Here is a 20041-nt window from a genome sequence, read left to right as displayed (position 1 = left end):
GGGCGAGGAGGAAGCGGTGGACTACGACGTCGTCGTCATCGGCTCCGGGTTCGGCGGCAGCGTCGCCGCCCTCCGGCTGACCGAGAAGGGATACTCCGTCGCCGTCCTGGAGGCGGGCCGCCGCTTCGACGAGAGCACGCTGCCGAAGACGTCGTGGCGGCTGCGCGACTTCCTGTGGGCGCCGGCGCTCGGATTGAAGGGCATCCAGCGCGTCCACGTGATCGGCGGTAAGAACGGCGTGATGGTCCTCGCCGGGGCGGGCGTGGGCGGCGGCTCGCTCGTCTACGCGAACACGCTGTACGAGCCGCTCGACCCGTTCTTCCGTGACCCGCAGTGGAGCGGCATCACCGACTGGAAGGCCGAGCTCGCGCCGTACTACGACCAGGCCGCCCGCATGCTCGGCGTGGTGCGCAACCCGACGCTCACCAGGGCGGACGAGGTGATGCGCACCGTGGCCGGGCGCATGGGGGTGGGCGACACCTTCCGCCTCGCCCCCGTCGGGGTGTTCTTCGGCGAGCCCGGCGTCGAGGTGGCGGACCCGTACTTCGGCGGGGCCGGGCCGCGCCGCCGCGGCTGCACGGAGTGCGGCGAGTGCATGACGGGCTGCCGCCACGGCGCGAAGAACATGCTGATCAAGAACTACCTCTACCTGGCCGAGCGGGCGGGCGCGCGGGTCCACCCCGAGGCCACGGTCACCGGCGTGCGCCCCGTCAGGGGCGGCTACGCCGTCTCCGTCAGGAGGACCGGCTCCCCGCGCGTGCGCCGGGTCGTCACCGCCCGGCAGGTCGTCTTCGCCGCCGGGACGTACGGCACGCAGCGGCTGCTGCATCGCCTGCGCGCGGGCACGCTGCCCCGCATCTCGCCCCGGCTCGGCACGCTGACGCGGACGAACTCCGAGGCCCTGCTCGGCTTCGAGCGGCCGTCGGCGAAGGGCGACAAGCTCAACCGCGGCGTGGCGATCACATCCTCGTTCCACCCGGACGCGCACACGCACGTCGAGCCGGTCCGGTACGGCGACGGCTCGAACGCGATGGGCCTGCTGCGCACGCTCCTGATCGACGGCGGCGGCGCGCCCCGCTGGCTGCGGTTCCTCGGCGAGGCGGCGCGCCGCCCGCGTCTGGTGCCGCGCCTGTTGAACCTCCGCCGATGGTCGGAGCGGTCGATCATCGCCCTGGTCATGCAGGCCAAGGACAACTCGATCACGCTGTCGATGCGCCGGGGGAGGCTGCGCGCCGGGCCCGGCCACGGCGAGCCCAACCCGACCTGGATCCCGGCCGGGCACCGGGCGGCGCGGCTCGCGGCCGGGGAGATCGGCGGCATCGCGGCCGGGTCCTGGCTGGACCTGTTCGACATCCCGGCGACCGCGCACTTCCTCGGTGGCTGCGCGATCGGGGACTCGCCGGAGACCGGCGTGATCGACCCCTACCACCGGCTCTACGGCTACGAGGGCCTGCACGTGGTGGACGGGTCGGCGGTCTCGGCCAACCCCGGCGTGAACCCGTCGCTCACGATCACCGCCCAGGCGGAGCGGGCGATGGCGTTCTGGCCCAACAAGGGAGACCCCGACCCGCGTCCCGCGCTCGGCTCGCGTTACGCGCGGATCGCGCCGGTGGCCCCGCGCCGCCCGGCCGTCCCTGCCGCCGCCCCCGGCGCGCTGCGCCTGCCCATCGTGGACGTCACCTAGCCACGAGCCGCGGGCTGCGAGGTTCCCGGCGTCAGCAGGCGCCGACGTCGCATGTCGCGTCGCCGCACAGGTTGTCGCGCACCACGTCGAGCAGCGCGCAGAGCGTGGCCACCTCCTCGGCGGTCAGCCCTTCGACCATGCGCCCGTGGACCTCGCCGAGGACGCGCATGACCTCCGGCCGCAGGGCGTCGCCCTTGGGGGTGGTGCTCACCACGCTGATCCGCCGGTTGGCCGGGGACGGGCAGCGGCTGATGAAACCGCTCCGCTCCAGGCGTTGCAGGCTCCGGGTCATCGTGGAGACGTCGATGCCGAGCAGGGCGGCGAGCTTGTTCTGCGACTGCGGGCCGTGCTCCCACAGGGCGAGCAGCACCCGGTCCTGGCCGGGGTAGAGATCGATCTCGGCCAGCAGGCCGGCGAGCAGGACGCGATGGCCCAGCGCGGCCTTGGCCATGCGACAGCTCAGCCCGTCGTGATCCTCTGCCACCGGGGGCGACCCGGGCCGCCTGGTCGCCTCGTACGTCACCGACTCCGCCATGTCGGCCTCCCTCCGGCGATCAGCCTACCTCTTGCAAGTTGGCCGACCAAGATGTAGAAGTATTTCTTGGCCGCACAAGTTGGCCGACCAAGAAAGGATCTAGCGCAATGTTGTTCACCCCTTACGACCTCGGTGGCCTGCCGCTGCACAACCGCCTCGCCATGGCTCCCATGACCCGCTCCCGCGCGTACGTGGACGGCATCCCCTCCTCCCTGACCGCGCTCTACTACGCCCAGCGCGCGTCGGCCGGACTGATCGTCACCGAGGGCATCCAGCCGAGCGCGGTCGGCCAGGGATACGTGAACACCCCCGGACTGCACACCGATGAGCAGGTGGCCGGCTGGCGGGAGGTGACCGACGCCGTCCACGCGGCGGGCGGCCGGATCTTCGCCCAGATCATGCACGCCGGCCGGGTCGGCCACCCCGACAACACCGGCCTGCTGCCCGTCGCGCCCTCGGCCGTACCGGCCCCGGGGCAGATCCACACGCACACCGGTCCGCAGGACTACCCGGTGCCGACGGCGCTGACCACCGCCGAGACGGAGGCGACCGTGCGAGACTTCGCCGACGCCGCCCGGCGGGCGATCGACGCCGGGTTCGACGGGGTGGAGCTGCACGGCGCGAACGGCTACCTGATCCACCAGTTCCTGTCGCAGAACGCCAACCTGCGCGACGACCGGTACGGCGGCTCGGTGGCCGGCCGGATCCGGTTCGCCGTCGAGGCCGCCGAGGCGGCGGCGGAGGCGATCGGCGCGTCCCGGGTCGGCATCCGCCTCTCGCCCGCGAACGGCGCGCAGGGCCTGGTCGAGGAGGACACGCACGAGGTCTACCCGGCGCTGGTCGCCGCCCTGGCCCGCCTCGACCTGGCCTACGTGCACCTGATGACGTCCGGCGACGACGGCCTCGACCGGCGGATCCGTGAGCTCTGGCCGAACACGCTGATCCTGAACGAGCCGGGCGCCGGCGACCTCGTCGCCACCGCCTCCCGGCGGCTGGAGTGGGGCGCCGACCTGGTCGCGTTCGGCTCGGCGTTCCTGGCCAACCCCGACCTGCCGCTCCGGCTCCGGCTCGGCGCGCCGCTCAACGCGCCCGACTTCGCCACCGCCTTCGGCGGCGACCACCGCGGGTACACCGACTATCCGGCCCTGGCCGTCCACCCGGTGTAGGACCCGTCGCACCCCGGGCGATCAGCGGCGATTCCCGTCCCCGAGGGAGCCGAGAGTGGGCCGGGCGCCGGAAGGCCGCCGATAGACTGGGCATACCGCTCGCAGCCTTTGGGGGTTCTTCCGGTGTCTGAGTTCGACACTGTCCTTGTCGTCGACTTCGGCGCGCAGTACGCGCAGCTGATCGCGCGACGAGTGCGTGAGTGCCATGTCTACTCCGAGATCGTGCCGAGCACGATGCCGGTCTCGGAGATGATGGCCAGAAAGCCGAAGGCGATCATCCTGTCCGGCGGGCCGTCGTCGGTGTACGCCGAGGGAGCCCCCGCCGTCCCGGAGGGCCTGTTCGAGACCGGCGTGCCGACCTTCGGCATCTGCTACGGCTTCCAGGCGATGGCCCTGGCCCTGGGCGGCGAGGTCGCCAAGACCGGCGCGGCCGAGTTCGGCGGCACCGAGCTCAAGGTCGTGCAGGAGGGCGAACTCTTCGCCGGCCTCCCGCCGGTCCAGCAGGTCTGGATGTCGCACGGCGACTCCGTGGTGGCCGCCCCGGCCGGGTTCGCGGTGACCGCCTCGACCGCCGACACCCCGGTGGCCGGCTTCGAGAGCCCCGAGCGCGGGTTCTACGGCGTGCAGTTCCACCCCGAGGTGCTCCACTCCGAGCACGGCCAGGCCGTCATGAAGCACTTCCTGGACGCGGCCGGCTGCCGTCCCTCGTGGACCATGCTCAACATCGTGGACGACGCGATCGCCGCCGTGCGCGAGCAGGTCGGCGACGGCCGGGCGATCTGCGCGCTGTCCGGCGGGGTCGACTCGGCGGTCGCCGCCGCGATCGTGCAGCGGGCCATCGGCGACCGGCTGACCTGCGTGTTCGTCGACCACGGCCTGCTGCGCAAGGGCGAGGCCGAGCAGGTCGAGCGCGACTTCGTCGAGGCGACCGGCGTCAAGCTGCGGGTGGTGGACGCGGAGGAGCGGTTCCTCAAGGCGCTGGCCGGCGTGGTCGACCCGGAGGAGAAGCGCAAGATCATCGGCCGCGAGTTCATCCGGGTCTTCGAGGACGAGCAGCGGGCGATCCTGGCCGACGGACCGGTCGACTTCCTCGTCCAGGGCACGCTCTACCCCGACGTCGTCGAGTCCGGCGGCGGCACCGGCACGGCCAACATCAAGTCCCACCACAACGTGGGCGGCCTGCCCGAGGACCTGCGGTTCGAGCTGGTCGAGCCGCTGCGGACGCTGTTCAAGGACGAGGTCAGGCGGGCCGGCGAGGAGCTCGGCCTGCCCGCCGCGATGGTGTGGCGGCAGCCGTTCCCCGGCCCCGGCCTGGGCATCCGGATCATCGGCGAGGTGACCCGCGAGCGGCTCGACATCCTGCGCGAGGCGGACGCGATCGCCCGTGAGGAGCTGTCCCGCGCCGGCCTCGACCGGGAGATCTGGCAGTGCCCGGTCGTGCTGCTCGCCGACGTCCGCTCGGTCGGCGTCCAGGGCGACGGACGCACCTACGGCCACCCCGTGGTGCTCCGGCCGGTCACGTCCGAGGACGCGATGACCGCCGACTGGGCCCGCGTGCCGTACGACGTGCTCGCCCGGATCTCGACCCGCATCACGAACGAGGTGCGCGAGGTCAACCGGGTGGCCGTGGACGTCACCAGCAAGCCCCCGGGCACCATCGAGTGGGAGTGACCCCGCGCTCGCGGGGGATCGCCGCCGCCCCGTGACGGCTCTCTGAGAAGGGCCGGAACGGGCGGCGGCGGGGAAAGGCTCGTGTCGCGCCGGGGAGGGCGGCACGAGCGGGACGACGTCCCGTCCCGTGCCCTCCCCGGCGTGGCCCTCCGCCGTACGCGCGGGCGGAGGGGTCAGTCGCCGCTCAGCGGGAGCTGCTCGGGATAGCTCTCTCCCGGGACCAGCTCCTGGCCTTCGAGCAGCTTGGAGACCGTCACGAACGAGTAGCCCTGGGCGGTCAGCTCCTTGAGCACCTCGGACATGGACTGGGCGGTCTGCTTGACGGTCTCGTGCATCAGCACGACCTCGTCCTGGCCGGCGATGTCCAGGGCCCGGCCGGTCAGGAACTCGACGTCGCGATAGTCCTTGATGTAGTCCTGCGTGGCCACCGTGCCCGGGATCTGGTACATCCCGAACTTCGCGATGATCGTGCGGACGCCGTCGTTGATCAGCCCGCCGGGGGCTCGGAAGAGCACCGGCGTCTTGCCGGTGGTCTTCTTGATGATGTCCTGACCCTTCTTCACCTCAGAGTAAATGGCCTTGTACTCGAGGTCGGTCAGGTACTTGTGGCTCCAGGTGTGGTTGCCCACCTCATGGCCGCCCTTGACGATGTTCTGCGCCAGCTTCGGATGCTTCTGCACCCGGTTGCCGATGAGGAAGAACGTCGCCTTCGCCTTGTATTTCTTCAGCACCTTCAACAGGTCGTTCGTATATTCGGCGGGACCGTCGTCGAAGGTGAGGGCGATGCATTTGTGCGTCGCGCAGTACGGCTCCGCGGCCCGCTGCTGCGTGGCCGTGGAGTGCGCCTGAACCTGGGCCTGGGCGGGTGCGGTGAGGGCGGCCGACAGGGTCAGCGCACAAATGGCGGCGAGTGGTGCTAAACGATGCAATGCCATGGTGGTGCTCCTCGGGGGTTTGTAAGGCGGCATCGTAACGTGTCCAGCTGGTAATCCCCTGGAAGGGGACCGAACGCCCACACCGTCGAATCCCCGCAAAAGCCTGGCTGACCTGCCGAAACTCCCTTCATCCCGGATCGGGGGCGAATGCCGCCCGCGACGGCCGCCGCAGCGTATTCCCCGTCTCCAATGGCGGTAAATGTTGCCCCAAGGATCAGAGGTACACGGTCGATCCCGGAGCGCGCTTCGCGATGCTGGCTCGGGCGTCAGAACGACGAAATCCGGCACTCCTGGAGGTGGTGGGCACCGTGGGCACGACCTGGGGAGGCTGTTTGGGGTTCGGCTCCCACCCGGCCCTGCTCGATCGCGTCTGCCACGACTTCCCCGGCCCCTGGACCGTTCTGGACGGCGCCGACCCCGGCCAGCTCCCACCCCGGGAGGCGGTCGAACGCGCCGTCGTCGCCGCCAGGACACCGGCCGACCTGCGCCGGGCCGCGCCGTTCGGGGCGCTGGTCCCGGACGCGACGCAGGTGTGCGTCGTCATCGCGGAGGCGCCGCCGTGGGCCGCACAGCCGCTCCCCGTCGCGGGGCAGAGCCCCGCCTGGCACCTCCTCGCAGATCTGCGGATCACGCGGCGCAGGCGCGGCTGGCGCGTGGAGGCGACGTTCTCCGCGCCGGTGCCCGGGGGCGAGGTCCTCGCCCACATCCTGTACGGCATGCTCGGCGGACGGCGCCACCTGGCCCAGCCGGTGGTCGGCCTGGCCGGCGAGGGCGCCTGCGGCTGGCGGCCCGGCGATCCGAATGTGGCCCTTACCGCAGTGGAGGGGCCCGTGGCGGAGCGGCGGGACGCCCCGGGATGCGACCTGGTGCTCCGGGTCGTCGAACGGTCGGCGCCGTCGTGGCCGGACACGCGGATCCCGGTCGCCGACCGGGATCCGCTGACCGACGTCCCGGACGGCCCCGCGCACCCCGACCTGCTCCCGCCGGTGGACGAGACCGTCGTCAACCCCATCGGGTTCCGCCAGAACGCCAAGGGGCCGGTCGCCACCCTGACCGGCAGGGCCGGCGGGTATTCGATCACCAGCGGGCTGGACGAGCTGGTCCGGCTGTCCCCGGAGGGCGAGCTGACGGATGTCGACGTCTCCCGGCTCCGCGACGCGGTCGGGGTCGCCGTCCACAGGGTGGAGGCCGGCGGCCTGGTCCGGGCGCGGATCGTCGCCGGGCTCGCCGCCGCCGGCATCCCGGTGATCCTGGACGCCGACGGCATCGCCGACCCGGCGCTCGGGGCGGAGCTGTCCGACGCGCTCACGGCCGTGGACGAGGAGCAGCTCGGGTCCGAGCTGCGGCGCGAGGAGATCAGCGTGCGCCTCCGGCGGGCCGCGCTGCGCACGCACGGCGCGATCCCGCGCTGGCGGAACATCGCCGTCTCGGCCGGGCTGGCGCTGCCCCACGAGCCGCCCGTCTCCGTCCTGCTGTGCACGTGCCGCAAGGACATGGTCGCCTTCGCTCTGGAGCAGATGGAACGGCAGCGCGGGGTGCGCGCCGAGGTGATCCTCGGGCTGCACGGGTTCTCCGCCAGGGAGGCCGGTGTCCAAGGGGCGATCGCCGACTCGTCGCTGCGGATCACGGTCGTCGAGGCCGCGGCCGGCGTGCCGTTCGGCGAGCTGCTGAACCGCATGGCCGCCGTCGCGTCCGGGTCGTTCCTCGCCAAGGTGGACGACCACGACTGGTACGGCCCCGACCACCTGGCCGACCTCCTGCTCGCCCAGCGGTATTCGGGTGCCGAGCTGGTCGGGTCGGCCGCCGAGTTCGTCTACCTGGAGCCGATCAACACCACCGTCCGCCGCCGTCTCGGCACCGAGCGGTTCACCTCGCTGGTGGCGGGCGGGACCATGCTGGTCACCCGCGAGATGTTCGAGACCGTCGGCGGGTTCCGCCCCATCGCCAAGACGGTGGACGGCCAGCTCCTGGAGTCCGTGGAGGCCGCGGGAGGGCGGATCTACCGCACGCACGGCCTCAATTACGTCCTGCGCCGACGCCACTCCCGGACGCACACCTGGAGACACCCCGTCCAGGCATTCCTCAAGTCGTACCAGGAGCAGTGGCGCGGGCTTCATTTCAACCAACTGATGGAAAGCGCTTCGACGCCCCATGTGGGCTACTGGAGGCAGGAACCGTGACATCCCCGATCCGGCAGCCGCGCATCCCGGCCAACGACCACGGCGTCCTCGACGGCGTTCCCGCGCCGGGCGAATGGACGCCCTGTCTCTCGGTGAGCGTGGTGGTCCCGACCAGCGGCGCCGGTGAGACCCTTCCCCTGACCCTGGCCGCCCTGGCCGCCCAGACCTACCCCCGCCACCTGCTCGAAGTGATCGTCGTGGACGACGGCGAGCGGCCGATGGCCCGGCTCCCCGAGATCCGGCCCGAGCGCACGCGGCTGCTCCGCCCGGACGACGGACGGTGGGGCAAGCCGCACGCCTGCAACCTCGGCGCGGCGGCGGCCGAGGGCCATGTCGTCCACTGGATGGACGACGACGTCGTGCCCTTCCCCGGGCACGTCGAGGCGCACATGCGCTGGCACCATCTCGCCGGGTACCTCGTCGTGCTCGGCCATCTGAGGTTCGTGGAGTGGCTGCCGGGCGAGCTGACGCCGAACGAGGTCCTGGTCGCCGCCGAGGCGGGCGCGGTCGCCAAGCTGTTCCACGAGGAGGACAGCACGCCGCAGTGGACGGAGAAGCGCTGGAACCGCACCTGCGACCTGCGCACCGCCGGGGTGGACGCGTTCTCGGTCCACGTGGGCGCCTCCGCGTCGGTCCCGGCGGAGCTGTTCCGGTCGGCCGGCGGCATGGACGAGTCACTGCCGCTCGGCGAGGACACCGAGCTGGGCTACCGCCTCGCCCAGGCCGGCGCCGTCTTCGTCCCGGACCGGGCCGCCCGCGCCTGGCACCTCGGCGACTCCGCCGTCATGCGCCGCGAGCAGGAGGTGAAGCGGCACAACTGGCCCTACCTCGGCGAGCGTGTGCCGACCTTTCGATGGCTGCGCGCGACCCCCGGCCGCGGCTACCGCGTGCCGTACGTCGAGGCGGTCGTGGACGCCCGGGACGCCTCGTTCGAAGAGGTCAAGGCCACGGTCGACGGCCTGCTGGCGAGCTGGACCCCGGACGTGTCCGTACGGATCACCGGGCCGTGGAGCCGCGTCGCCGACGCCTGCCGCACGCCCCTGGACGACCCGGACCTGGACCTGCGGCTGATCAAGGCGGGATACGAGGGAGACGCCCGGGTGACGCTCACCGAGGAGCTGCCCGAATCCTGCTTCCCGACGCCGTTCCGGTTCCACTGCCCCGCGGGCTGGGTGCCCGGCCAGGACGCGCTGGGCCGGTTGATCGCCTTCGCCGACCGCAACACCCTCGGCGTGCTCTCGCTCGCCCTCGACGAGCGGGACGAGGTCGTCCACGCCCGGCTGGAGCGTACGGCGGCGCTGAGCAGGGCCCGCCTGGTGGCCGCCCCGGAGGAGGACCTCGACGACGTGGTCCACGAGGTGTTCGGCACGCTCTGGGACGTCGGCGAGAAGTGGGGCATCGTGCGCACCGAGTCCGCCACGACGGTCAGCCCGCAACGACTGCAGGCCGAGCTCGAGAAGTGCCGGGCCAGGTCGCTGGTGCTGCAGGACCGGGTCAACCGGTGGCGCAGGCAGGCGACGCGAGGCCAGGCGACCCGCAGGCGGTGGCGGAACGCGAGCCGCCGCGTGACTCGGATCCTGATGCGGCGCGTCGCGCGTCCGGTCATGCGCCGGGTCGCCCGCCCGGTCGCGCTGCCGTGGGCAGCGGCGCAACGGGGCCGGGCGTGACCGCGCCCGGCAGGGACGGAGCCTCGGGATCCGGCCTCGGCGCGACGAGCGTCCCCGATGTCACCGTCGTCGTTCCGGTGCGTGACACGGCCAGATGGCTGCCCGAGGCCCTCGCCTCGCTCGACGCCCAGCGGTGCCGGGACCGGATCGAGGTGGTCGTCGTCGACGACGGCTCGACGGACGGCTCCGGCGAGATCGCCGAGGCGTACGCGCGGGACCGGCCCTCGGTCCGGCTCGTCCGGCAGGAGAACGCGGGACTGGGCGCGGCGCGCAACCGGGGGACGGACCTGGCCTCGGGCCGCTACCTCGCCTTCCTCGACTCCGACGACCTGTACGCCGAGGGCGGCCTGGACGCGCTGCTCGCCGCCGCCGAACGGCACGACGCCGACGTGGTGATCGGCGACATGCTCGGAATGCCGCCGAGGCCGAGCCCGGCGTGGCGGCGCGAGCTGGTCGTCGGGGAACGCGTGATCGGCTCCGTGGCCGAGGCCCCGGACATCGTGGGCAACCCGTCCGCGTGCAACAAGATCTTCCGCCGCGAGCTGGTGACCGCCGCGGGGGCGAGGTTCTCCGAGGGGACGGCGTTCGAAGACGTGCTCTTCACGCTGCCGCTGCTGCTCCGCGCCCGGCGCGTGGTGCTGACCGACCGCCCCTGCTACCGCTACCGCACCCGGGACGACGGCTCCTCGATCATGGACTCCCGGGGCCGCCCCGAGCGGATCATGCAGCATCTCGCGGTCGTCGAGCGGCTGGTCGGCGGCCTGGCCGACCAGCCGCCCGCCGTCCGTCGGGCCGTGGCGCGCTGGGCGGGCCACATGCAGCTTCACTACACGCGCCGGGCGGCCTCCGCGCTCGGCGACGCGGAGCTCGCCGCGTTCGCGCACCGGATGTCGATCCTGCTCAAGGAGATCGCGCCCGAGGTGCTGGCCGAGTTCGTGACCGGTCTCGGCGGCGGGCTGCGGGCGGTCGGAGCGTACCGGGGCGATCCGGAGCTGATCAAACGGCCGGTGTCGTCCGCCTCGCTCCGGGTGCTCTCCGGGCGCGTCTACCTCGACGTGCCCGAGCTGGACCGCTTCGGCGACCTGCTCATGGCGCGGCCGCTCTCCGCGGTGATCTCCCGGATCGGGGCGGCGGGCGAGGGCGCGCTGATCCGGGTGGAGGGGCACGTCAACTGCCCCGGCCTGCTCGCCGCGGCCGGAGAGGAGCGGCCCGACCTGCTGCTCGAACTCGGCGACGCCGTGCTGCGGCGGCGGATCCGGGTCACCCGGGCCAAGCCGGGGCGGTTCGCCTGGTCCTGCCACTTCGCCGGCGACGACCTGCCGCCGGGCGACAGCGTCCTGCGTCTGATCGTCCGCGACCGGTTCGGCGCGGAGACGGCGCTCCCGCTGACGGTGGCCGAGCACGCGACCGCGTCGGTGCGGCTGTCGGTGACGACCGGCAGGGGCACCGTCCTGCGGCGGCTCGGCGGCGCCGTACGTAGGAGGGCGCGGGTCGGATGACGGCCGGGCGCCCACCGCAGCCCGTCGGCCGGGGCCTTCCCGGCGACGTCCGACGACCTCGAAGGACCCCTCCGTGCCCCGCGTGAGCGTCATCATCCCGATCTACGACGTGGAACCGTACCTGGCGGCCTGCCTGGAGTCGGTCGCCGCGCAGACGTGGCACGACCTGGAGGCCGTCATGGTGGACGACGGCTCGACCGACGGCGGGGCCGCCGTCGCCCGGCGCTACGCTGAGCGCGACCCCCGGTTCCGGCTGCTGCGGCAGGCCAACGCGGGGCTGGGGGCGGTGCGCAACGCCGGCCTGCGCCACGCGACCGGCGAGTTCGTCTGCTTCCTCGACGCCGACGACCTGCTGCCGCTCCACGCGGTGGAGTACCTGCTGGCCGAGCTGCGCCGTACCGGCTCCGACCTGGCGACGGGGAACGTCCGGCGGTTCAACCCATGCGGGGCCCGGCAGTCCGCGATGCACCGGGAGATCTTCGCATCACCGGCGGCGGCCACCCACGTCAGCGCCCGGCCCGCGCTCCTGAAGGACCGGCTGGTCACCAACAAGATGTGGCGCCGCTCGTTCTGGGACGCGCACGGCCTCGGCTTCCCCAAGGGCGTGCTGTACGAGGACATCGCGGTGGCGCTGACCGGTCACTTCCTGGCGCGCTCGGTGGACGTGCTGCCCGCGCCCGTCTACCTGTGGCGCGAGCGCGACGGCGCCCGGCCGTCGATCAGCCAGGACAAGAGCCACGTCAGGGGACTTGAGGACCGCTTCGCGGCGGTGGCCTCGGTGCGGCGCTTCCTGGTCGAGCACGACCTGGAGAAGCACATCCCGGCCTGGGACCATGTCGTGCTCGACCACGACATGGTGAACTTCCTCGACGTCGTGGACGGCGCCTCGGACGCCTTCCAGACCCGGTTCCTCGACCTCGCCGGCGCGTACCTCGCGGATGTCGCGCCGTCCGTCCTCGCCGCGCTGCCCGCCGCGCGGCGGCTCAAGTGGCATCTGGTCGGCGAGCGGCGGCTCGCCGACCTGCTCGCGGTCATGGAGTGGGAGAGCCGGGTGCGCCCCGGCGAGCAGGTCGTACGGCGGCTGCGCGGCCACTACCTCGACACGCCGCTCCTGAACCGGCGGGACGTCCCCGCCGAGGTCTCGCGGCTGCGCGGTGAGCTGTCGCCGGTGACCCGCCTCGACCAGGTGCGGTGGGAGGAGGGGAGGCTGGTCGTCGAGGGACGGGTGACGATCCGGCACCTGCGGCCCACCCGGCGCTTCCACCAGCAGGTCTTCGCGACCCTCGTGCAGGAGGGGAGCGGCCGCCGGGTCCGCGTCCCCGCCGCCGTCACCCGTACCGCGATCTCCACCCGCCGGGGCAGACCTCGCGGCCGCCGCGACTGGGGCGGGTTCCGGCTCGCCGTCGATCCCCGCCGCCTCGCCGACGCGAGCGAGGGCGGCGCGCGGTGGCGGGTCGAGCTGCACGTGATCCACCGCGGGCTCATGCGGCGCGGGCCGCTCGCCGACCCGGGCGCCTCCTTCGGCGACCACGCGGGGGCCCGGAGCCTGGAGCCCGCGCTGCCGGGGCACTACGTCACGCCCGCGCTGACCGAGGCGGGCGCGCTCGTCCTGCGGGTCGAGCGCGAGGCGGCGCGGGTCACCGGCCACGCCGTACGGGACGGGCGGCTGCTCCTCCGGGGAGAGGTGATGGGCGAGCTGGGGCCGCAGCCGGTGCTGCGCCTCACCCGCGAGCCGGGTGGCGTGCCGCTGGCCGCTCCCGTCAGCACCGACGGCCGGACGTTCGAGGTCGAGGTGGACCTGGCCGCGCTCCTCCCGGCGCGCAGGTTCGGCCTCGGCGGCGTCGAGGCCGGGCTGCTCGACCTGCCCGTACGGTGGCGGGCCACCGTGGACCGCGCGGGCGGCGCGGTGACGGCCGTGACCGCGGCCGAGGAGTTCGCCCCGCGCCGGGTCGGCCGCGGTGGCCGGGAGATCGTCGTGCTGCGCGACCCCTCCGGGGAGCTCGTGCTCAGGGACCAGGTCGCCGCCGCGTACGCCGAGTACGTCGAATGGCTGGCCGGGGGCGAGCTGCTGGTCGAGGGCGCGTTCGCCGAGCCGGAGGAGGGGCCGCGCGCCCTCGTGGTCGCCGCGCCGGACCGCTCCGTCGAGCGGCTCGTCCCGATGGACGGTGCCGGCGCCCGTTTCGGCGGCCTGCTCGCGCCCGAGGCACTGGACACCCCGGCCGGGCCGCTGCCCCTGCCCAAGGGCCGGTACGGCCTCGCCGTACGAGCCGGAGGGCGCGACCTGCCGCTGGAGTTCGAGTCGGACTTCCCGCTCGTGCTGGAGACGGCGCGGCGGAGGTTCGAGCTGGCCGCCGACGACGCCGGACGGGCCGTGCTGTCCGTGGGGAGCGACCTGGCGACGAGCGAGCGCGGCAAGAAGGCGCAGCAGGTTCTGCGCCTGGAGGCGTACCCGGCGATGCGGGAGCGCCCGCTCCGCACCGAGGTGTTCTTCAGCAGCCACGCGGGCCGCCGCTTCTCCGGCAGTCCACGCGCCGTGTACGAGGAGCTCCGCGACCGGGGCGCCGACCTCGCGTTCCTGTGGAACGTCCGTGACGGGCAGGTCGCGCTGCCATCCGGGGTCGAGCCGGTCCGCACCGCCGGTCGCGAGTACTACGAGGCCCTGGCGCGCTGCCGGTACATCGTCGTCGACGACCACCTGCCCCCGTGGTTCGAGCCGCGCCCGGGGCAGATCGTGCTGCAGACCCGGAACTGCTGCGTTCCGACCCGGGCGGAGCGCGACGTGGGCCGGTGGACCCACCTGCTCTCACCCGGGCCGCGCTGCACGCCGCTGCTGCGGGACGCGCTCGGCTTCCCGGGCGAGATCCTGGAGACCGGGCTGCCGCGCAACGACTTCCTCAGCGTTCCGGGCCGGGACGCCGTCGCCGCCGAGACCGGCCGCCGCCTCGGCCTGCCCGAGGGCAGGAAGGTGGTCCTGTACGCCCCGGCCCGGCGTCCCGCCCGCGAGAAGTCGCGGCTCGACCTCGACCGGATGCGGGCGGCCCTCGGCGACGACCACATCGTGCTCGTGCGCAGGCATCCCTCCACGGCCGCGCAGGCCCCGGCGACCGGCTTCGGCGATTTCGTCCACGACGTGTCCGCCCACCCCGACGTCCGCGAGCTCTACCCGCTCGTGGACGTCCTGGTCACCGACTACTCGTCGGCGATGTTCGACTTCGCGCTCACCGGCCGGCCCATGCTGTTCTTCGCGTACGACGTGGACGAGTGGGCGGGCCGCTTCCCGTTCGACTTCGAGGCCGAGGCGCCGGGACCGCTGCTCACCACCACGGACGAGGTCGTTGCGGCGGTCGCCGACGTGGCCGAGGTGGCGGCCAAGTACGCCGGGCTGTACCACGACTTCGTGCTGAAGTTCTGTCCGCTCGACGACGGCCGGGCCGCCCGCCGGGTGGTCGACCGGGTCTTCGGCGGGGTCGTGGACGGGGCGCCCGAGCCCGCGTAGTGCGACGCGCGACGTGACACGGTCAAGGATGGGCCAAGCGACGGTAATGCGACCGATGTGCACGCGGCTCCGTCGTTGATCGCCGGGCATCCTGGCCGCGTGCGTACGGCTCCCAGACTCTCGGTGATCGTCCCGTTCCACGACGTGGAGGAGCACTTCACGGAGTGCCTCGCCTCGCTGCGCGCGCAGACGCTCACGGACGTCGAGTACATCCTCGTGGACGACGGCTCCACCGACGGCGGGCCGGCCATCGCCGCGGCGTTCGCCGCCGCCGACCCCAGGTTCACGGTCGTCCGCGGGCCGAACCGGGGTCCGGGCCCGGCGCGGGAGGCGGGGATCGCCCGTGCCTCCGGCGACTACCTCGCGTTCGCCGACGGCGACGACATGGTCCCCCCGGACGCCTACCGCCTCATGGTCGAGACGCTCGATGCGACCGGGTCCGATCTCGCCTGCGGCGCGGTGACCCGGATCCGCCGCGACGGCACGGTCAAGGCCCGCTCCGTGGTCCCCGGATTCGGCGCGACCGTGTCGCGCACGCACGTCCGCGCGCACCGCGAGCTGATCCAGGACCGGCACGTCGTCAACAAGGTGTTCCGCCGCTCCTTCTGGGACGCGCACGGCTTCACCTTCCCCGAGGGGCCGTACGAGGACGCGCCGGTCGCGATCCCGGCGCACGTCCTGTCCTCCGCGACCGACGTGCTCGCCGACCCCGTCTACCTCTGGCGCGCCCGCCCCGGTTCGGCCCGGGACCGCCGGGGCGACCCCGAGCGCGTCGCCCGGTCGCTCGCCTCGGCCGCGACCGTCTCGGCCTTCCTGGCCGAGCACGCGCGCAAGCTGCGGCGCCGGCACGACCAGCACATCGCCGAGACCGAGTGCCCCCTCCTCGTCGAGATGCTGGCCACGGCGCGGGCCGGGATCGCGCGGAGGCTGTTCGACAGCGCCCGCGCGTCCCTCGACGCGTTCCACCCGGCCGCGGCCGCCGGGCTGCCCGCGATCCAGCGGCTCCAGATCCATCTCGTACGGACCGGCATGGTCAAGGAGTTGGCCGCCGTCCAACGGTTCGCCCGCACCGAGATCGACGACCACGGCCTGGTCCGGCGCGGCTCGACCTGGTATTTCGACTACCCCCTCCTGGGTGACCCCCGGGTGCCGGACGAGACCTACGAGGCCGGGCCGGAGCTGCGCGCCCACGCCGTGGTCGACGACGTACGGCCGGCCGGGGATCGGCTGCGCGTCACCGGGCACGCCTACCTGCGCCTGGTGGACAGCAAGCTCTGCGACATCGAGGTCTGGCTCGAATCGGGCGACTGGCGGATCCCACTCAAGGCGCGCGGCGCGGAGCGGCCCGACGTGACCGCGGACTCCCGCCAGTCCGCGGTCTCCCACGACAGGTCCGGGTTCGTGGCCGACGTCGATCCGGCCCAGGTGCCGGAGGGGACGTGGACGCTGCGCGCCCGGGTGTCCACGCGCGGCGTCGAGCGCGCGGAGCGCGCCCGCGGCCACCGGGACGCGGGGGAGCGCTCCTTCCGGATCGGCGACCTCCACGTGTCGCTCACCCCGCAGGAGGGGCTCGTCCTCACGGCCGACATGCCGGAAAGGCAGGTCACCGGGCGCGATGGGGCCGAAGCCTCCGCGCCCGCCGATGGGGAGAGCGCCGCCCCCCTGATCACCGGCGTCCGCTGGACCGAGGCGCACGAGCTGGTCCTGAGCGGGGAGGGCGGAAGCCGTACGGACCGGGTGGTGCTCCGGCTCGGCGACTCCGGCGACTCGGCTGACTCGGACGAGCGGCACGAGTGGCCGGTCGAATGGTCCGGCTCGCGGTTCAGCGCGACCGTCGGCGTCACGGCGGACGGGCTTCCGCCGCGCAGCGGGCGGTGGCGCGTCCTCCTCGGCGACCGGCCGCTCACGCTCGCCGCCGAGTTGGTCGCCGCACCGCCGGAACCGCACACGACCGCCGTGCACCGGATCTCCGTCCTGCCCGGACCGGGCGGGGAGCTGCGGCTGCTGGTCCGGCCCGCGCTACGCCCGGACGAGCGCGGCAGGTACGCCCTGTGCAGGCTGCGCGGCGCGCGACGCCACCACCGCTCGCGGATAAGGGAGGCGGTGCTGTTCGACAGCTACGGCGGCGGCCAGTACTCCTGCAACCCCCGCGCCGTGTGCGAGGAACTGCTGCGGCGCGACCTCGACCTGGACCTCGTCTGGGCCACCAGGGACGGCCAGTTCACCGTCCCCGACGGCGTCCGCACGGTGCTGTACGGCTCCCGCGAGCACGAGGAGGCGCTCGGCACCGCCCGGTTCGTCGTCGCCAACCGGCGCACCCAGCCGTCCTGGTACGAGAAGCGGCCGGACCAGACGTTCGTGCAGACCTGGCACGGCACCCCGCTCAAGCGCCTGGGCCACGACGTCAAAGGAAAGCCGCTGGCCAGCCGGGACATCTACGAGGCGCTCGACCGCTACGCCGCGATGTGGGACCTGCTGCTGTCGCCGAACCCGTTCTCCACGCCGATCCTGCGCGGCGCGTTCGGGTACGACGGCGAGGTGCTGGAGTCGGGCTACCCACGCAACGATGTGCTGCTGCGCCCCGGCCACGCCGAGCGGGTGCGCCGGGCGCTCGGCGTTCCCGACGGCACGCGCATCGTCCTCTACGCGCCGACCTGGCGCGACGACGAGCACGCGCGCCGGGGCCGGATCGGACTCGCGCTGGACGCGGAACGGGTCGCCCGGGCCCTGGGGGAGGACACGGTCCTGCTGGTCCGGGCCCACTACCTGATGGCCGGTCGGGTGGCGACGCCCCCGCCGCTCTCGTACGCCGGGGGTGCCTCGGACGTCGGGGTCGTCGGGGGCACGGCCCGAGGGCGCGGGATCGTGGAGGCCGGCTCGGCGGCGCTGGGCGGGCGCGCCTTCGATGTCTCCAGATTTCCCGACATGGCGGACCTGCTGGCCGTCACGGACGTGCTCGTCACCGACTACTCGTCGGCGATGTTCGACTTCGCCTGCACCGGGCGGCCCATGGTCTTCTTCGGCTACGACCTGGAGCGGTACCGCGACCAGGTCCGGGGCTTCTACTTCGACTTCGAGAAGGAGGCCCCCGGCCCGATCGTCCGCAGCTGGGACGGGGTGGTCGACGCGGTCCGCGCGGCGCTGGGAGCCGACGCTCCGCAAGCGGGCGGAGACCGCGCCCAGCTCGGAGCCCACGGCACGCGGCCGGCCCACGGGGAGCCGGGCGCCCACGGCACGCGGCCTTCGGTCCACGGGGAGGCCGGAGGAGGCCGCGGCGCGCAGCCTTCGGCCCACGGGATCCCCGGAGGCGGCCACGGCAGGCACCGGGTGGATCCCGTGGAGTCTCCGGACGGCGGGAGGCACCGTCGCCGGGAGGAGCCCTGGCTGCCCCCGCCGTACGGGGACGAGAACCGGCACCAAGACGAGAACCCGCACCGGGGCGAGAACGTGTATCGGGGCGAGAACCCACACCGGGGCGAGAACGTGTATCGGGGCGAGAACCCCCCGGGAAACGAGAGCCCGTACGGGCGCGAGAACCCCTATACGGACCAGAACCTCTGCGGGAACCAGTACGGGGACCGGGACCTCTACGGGGACCGCCACGGCCGTGCCCCCGCGGGATACCGGGACTTCGCGGTGCGGTTCTGTCCCTACGACGACGGCCAGGCGTCCCAGCGCGTCGTGGACCGGATGCTGTTGGAGCCCAGATGAGCCTGTTCCCCACCCGCGCGCTCACGCGCCCCTTCGCGCCGTCCCGAGCACGCCGCGCCGGCCTGCTGCTGCCCGGACTGCCCGCGCTGGCCGCACTGACCGCCGGGCTGTGGGGGCTGGACCGGCCGCCCGTCTGGCGGGACGAGGCGGCCACGGTCAGCGCGGTCACCCGCACGCCCGCCGAGATGCTGGACCTGCTGCGCCAGGTGGACGCCGTCCACGGCGTCTACTACGCGTTCATGCACGTTGTGACCGCCCTGTTCGGCACCGGCGACGTGGCGCTGCGGCTGCCCTCGGTGCTCGCCGGGGCGCTGGCCGCGAGCGGCCTCGCCGTCCTGGGGCGCGAGCTCGGCCACCCCCGAGCCGGTCTGTACGGCGGGCTGCTCCTCGCGGTGACGCCGATCCTCTCCCGCTACGTCCAGGAGGCCCGGCCGTACGCGCTCACCATGGCCGCGACGGTCGGGGTGACCCTGCTGCTGGTGCGCGCCGTTCGCGCCCCCGCCCGGCGGCGCTTCCTCCTGTACGGCGCCGCCCTGGCCGGGCTGGCCTACCTGAACCTGTTCGCCTTCCTGGTCGTCGGCGGCCACGGGGTGTACGTCCTCACGGAAGCACGGTGGGGCCGGGCCGCGTACGGGCCGCGGAGGACCCTCGCACCCTGGTGCGCGGCGGCGGGTGCGGCGCTGGCGGCGGTGCTGCCGCTGGCCTGGTTCGCGTCCGGACAGAGCGCGCAGGTCGGCTGGATCCGCTCGCCCGGTCCCGAGGACGTGCGCCTGCTCGCGATCCGGCTCTTCGGCGACCTGGGGATGACCGGCTCGGCGTGGCCGGGCCTCGCGCCGCTGGTCCTCCTGCTCGCGCTGTACGGCGCGGCCCGGTGCGGAGCCGTGGCGCGGGTGGCGCTGCCCTGGCTGCTGCTCTCACCGCTCACGTTGCTGGCGGTCTCGTGGGCGGTCCACCCGTACTTCGTCTTCCGCTACGTGCTGTGCTGCGTGCCCGCCGCCGCTCTGCTGGCCGGGGCCGGGATCGCCGCGCTGCCGCGCGCCCTCGCGGTCCCGCTCCTCGCGGTGGGGATCGGCCTGGCGGTGCCCGGCCACCTCGCGACCCGAGGGCCCGACGGTCGGCAGGACAACCCCGAGCCGCTCATGGCGGTGCTGGAGAGGGCGGCGCGGCCGGGTGACGCGGTCGCCTTCGCCCCGGGGCTGGTGCGCAAGTACACCGCCGTCTACCCGGGCGTCTTCGACCGCCTCGACGACGTGCTGCTCCGCAGATCACCCGCAAGGGATGGCAGCTTCTCCGGGCTGGACGTGGGCCGCCGGCTCGCCGCGGCCCGGCTGGACGGCGTGCGGACGCTCTGGGTGGTCGGCTACGCCAGGAAGATGCGGGCCACCGGATGGGGGGACGACCTGCTCCCCGAGCCCTTCACGTGCACCGGGCACTGGGTCTCCGGTGGGATGGCCGTGGCCCGCTTCCGCGACGACGCCGCCTGACCGCACGTCGCGC

General features: G+C 73.7%; 11 protein-coding genes. 9 read left to right on the top strand and 2 right to left on the bottom strand.

Features of this window, described 5'->3' with window-relative positions:
* Positions 1-16 precede the first annotated feature (16 nt).
* A complete protein-coding gene (locus AWQ68_RS01905) occupies positions 17-1684 on the top strand; it encodes a GMC oxidoreductase (RefSeq protein WP_066933496.1) in 1668 nt (555 codons plus the stop codon).
* Between the two features lie 31 nt (positions 1685-1715).
* Here the strand turns inward: AWQ68_RS01905 and AWQ68_RS01900 are convergent, their stop codons facing one another.
* Positions 1716-2219: a MarR family winged helix-turn-helix transcriptional regulator gene (locus AWQ68_RS01900; protein ID WP_066933493.1), complete on the bottom strand. Its 504-nt coding sequence runs from the start codon at positions 2217-2219 to the stop codon at positions 1716-1718.
* Between the two features lie 107 nt (positions 2220-2326).
* Here AWQ68_RS01900 and AWQ68_RS01895 point away from each other — a divergent pair, with 107 nt between their 5' ends.
* Together AWQ68_RS01895 and guaA are read left to right on the top strand one after the other, a co-directional pair.
* A complete protein-coding gene (locus tag AWQ68_RS01895; RefSeq protein WP_066933490.1) occupies positions 2327-3385 on the top strand; it encodes an alkene reductase in 1059 nt (352 codons plus the stop codon).
* Positions 3386-3493: 108 nt separating this feature from the next.
* Positions 3494-5056 (top strand): glutamine-hydrolyzing GMP synthase, encoded by a 1563-nt coding sequence (gene guaA / locus AWQ68_RS01890; protein WP_066933486.1) that lies wholly within the window; start codon positions 3494-3496, stop codon positions 5054-5056.
* 173 nt (positions 5057-5229) lie between these two features.
* Here guaA and AWQ68_RS01885 read toward each other — a convergent pair whose 3' ends face one another.
* Positions 5230-5991 carry a polysaccharide deacetylase family protein gene (locus tag AWQ68_RS01885; RefSeq protein WP_066933483.1) on the bottom strand — a complete coding sequence of 254 codons (762 nt, stop codon included), beginning with the start codon at positions 5989-5991 and terminating at the stop codon, positions 5230-5232.
* 308 nt (positions 5992-6299) lie between these two features.
* Between AWQ68_RS01885 and AWQ68_RS43380 the strand changes: the two genes are divergently transcribed.
* From AWQ68_RS43380 to AWQ68_RS01855, 6 genes are all read left to right on the top strand, one after another.
* A complete protein-coding gene (locus tag AWQ68_RS43380; protein WP_169808832.1) occupies positions 6300-8171 on the top strand; it encodes a glycosyltransferase family 2 protein in 1872 nt (623 codons plus the stop codon).
* Complete coding sequence (locus AWQ68_RS01875; protein ID WP_169808831.1) at positions 8168-9838, top strand: glycosyltransferase family 2 protein; 1671 nt, start codon at positions 8168-8170, stop codon at positions 9836-9838. Before AWQ68_RS43380 ends, AWQ68_RS01875 begins: the two co-directional genes overlap by 4 nt.
* Complete coding sequence (locus tag AWQ68_RS43375) at positions 9835-11337, top strand: glycosyltransferase (protein ID WP_169808830.1); 1503 nt, start codon at positions 9835-9837, stop codon at positions 11335-11337. Before AWQ68_RS01875 ends, AWQ68_RS43375 begins: the two co-directional genes overlap by 4 nt.
* 73 nt (positions 11338-11410) lie before the next feature.
* Complete coding sequence (locus AWQ68_RS01865) at positions 11411-14833, top strand: bifunctional glycosyltransferase/CDP-glycerol:glycerophosphate glycerophosphotransferase (protein ID WP_066933473.1); 3423 nt, start codon at positions 11411-11413, stop codon at positions 14831-14833.
* A gap of 99 nt (positions 14834-14932) precedes the next feature.
* Positions 14933-18544, top strand: a complete 3612-nt coding sequence (locus AWQ68_RS01860) for a CDP-glycerol glycerophosphotransferase family protein (RefSeq protein WP_169808829.1) — start codon at positions 14933-14935, stop codon at positions 18542-18544.
* Complete coding sequence (locus AWQ68_RS01855) at positions 18541-20028, top strand: glycosyltransferase family 39 protein (protein ID WP_066933467.1); 1488 nt, start codon at positions 18541-18543, stop codon at positions 20026-20028. The genes AWQ68_RS01860 and AWQ68_RS01855 overlap by 4 nt, the downstream gene beginning before the upstream one ends.
* Positions 20029-20041: the final 13 nt, after the last annotated feature.

This window comes from Microtetraspora fusca, from assembly GCF_001570365.1.
Lineage (GTDB): Bacteria > Actinomycetota > Actinomycetes > Streptosporangiales > Streptosporangiaceae > Microtetraspora > Microtetraspora fusca.
This window is presented reverse-complemented; position numbering and strand designations above follow the sequence as displayed.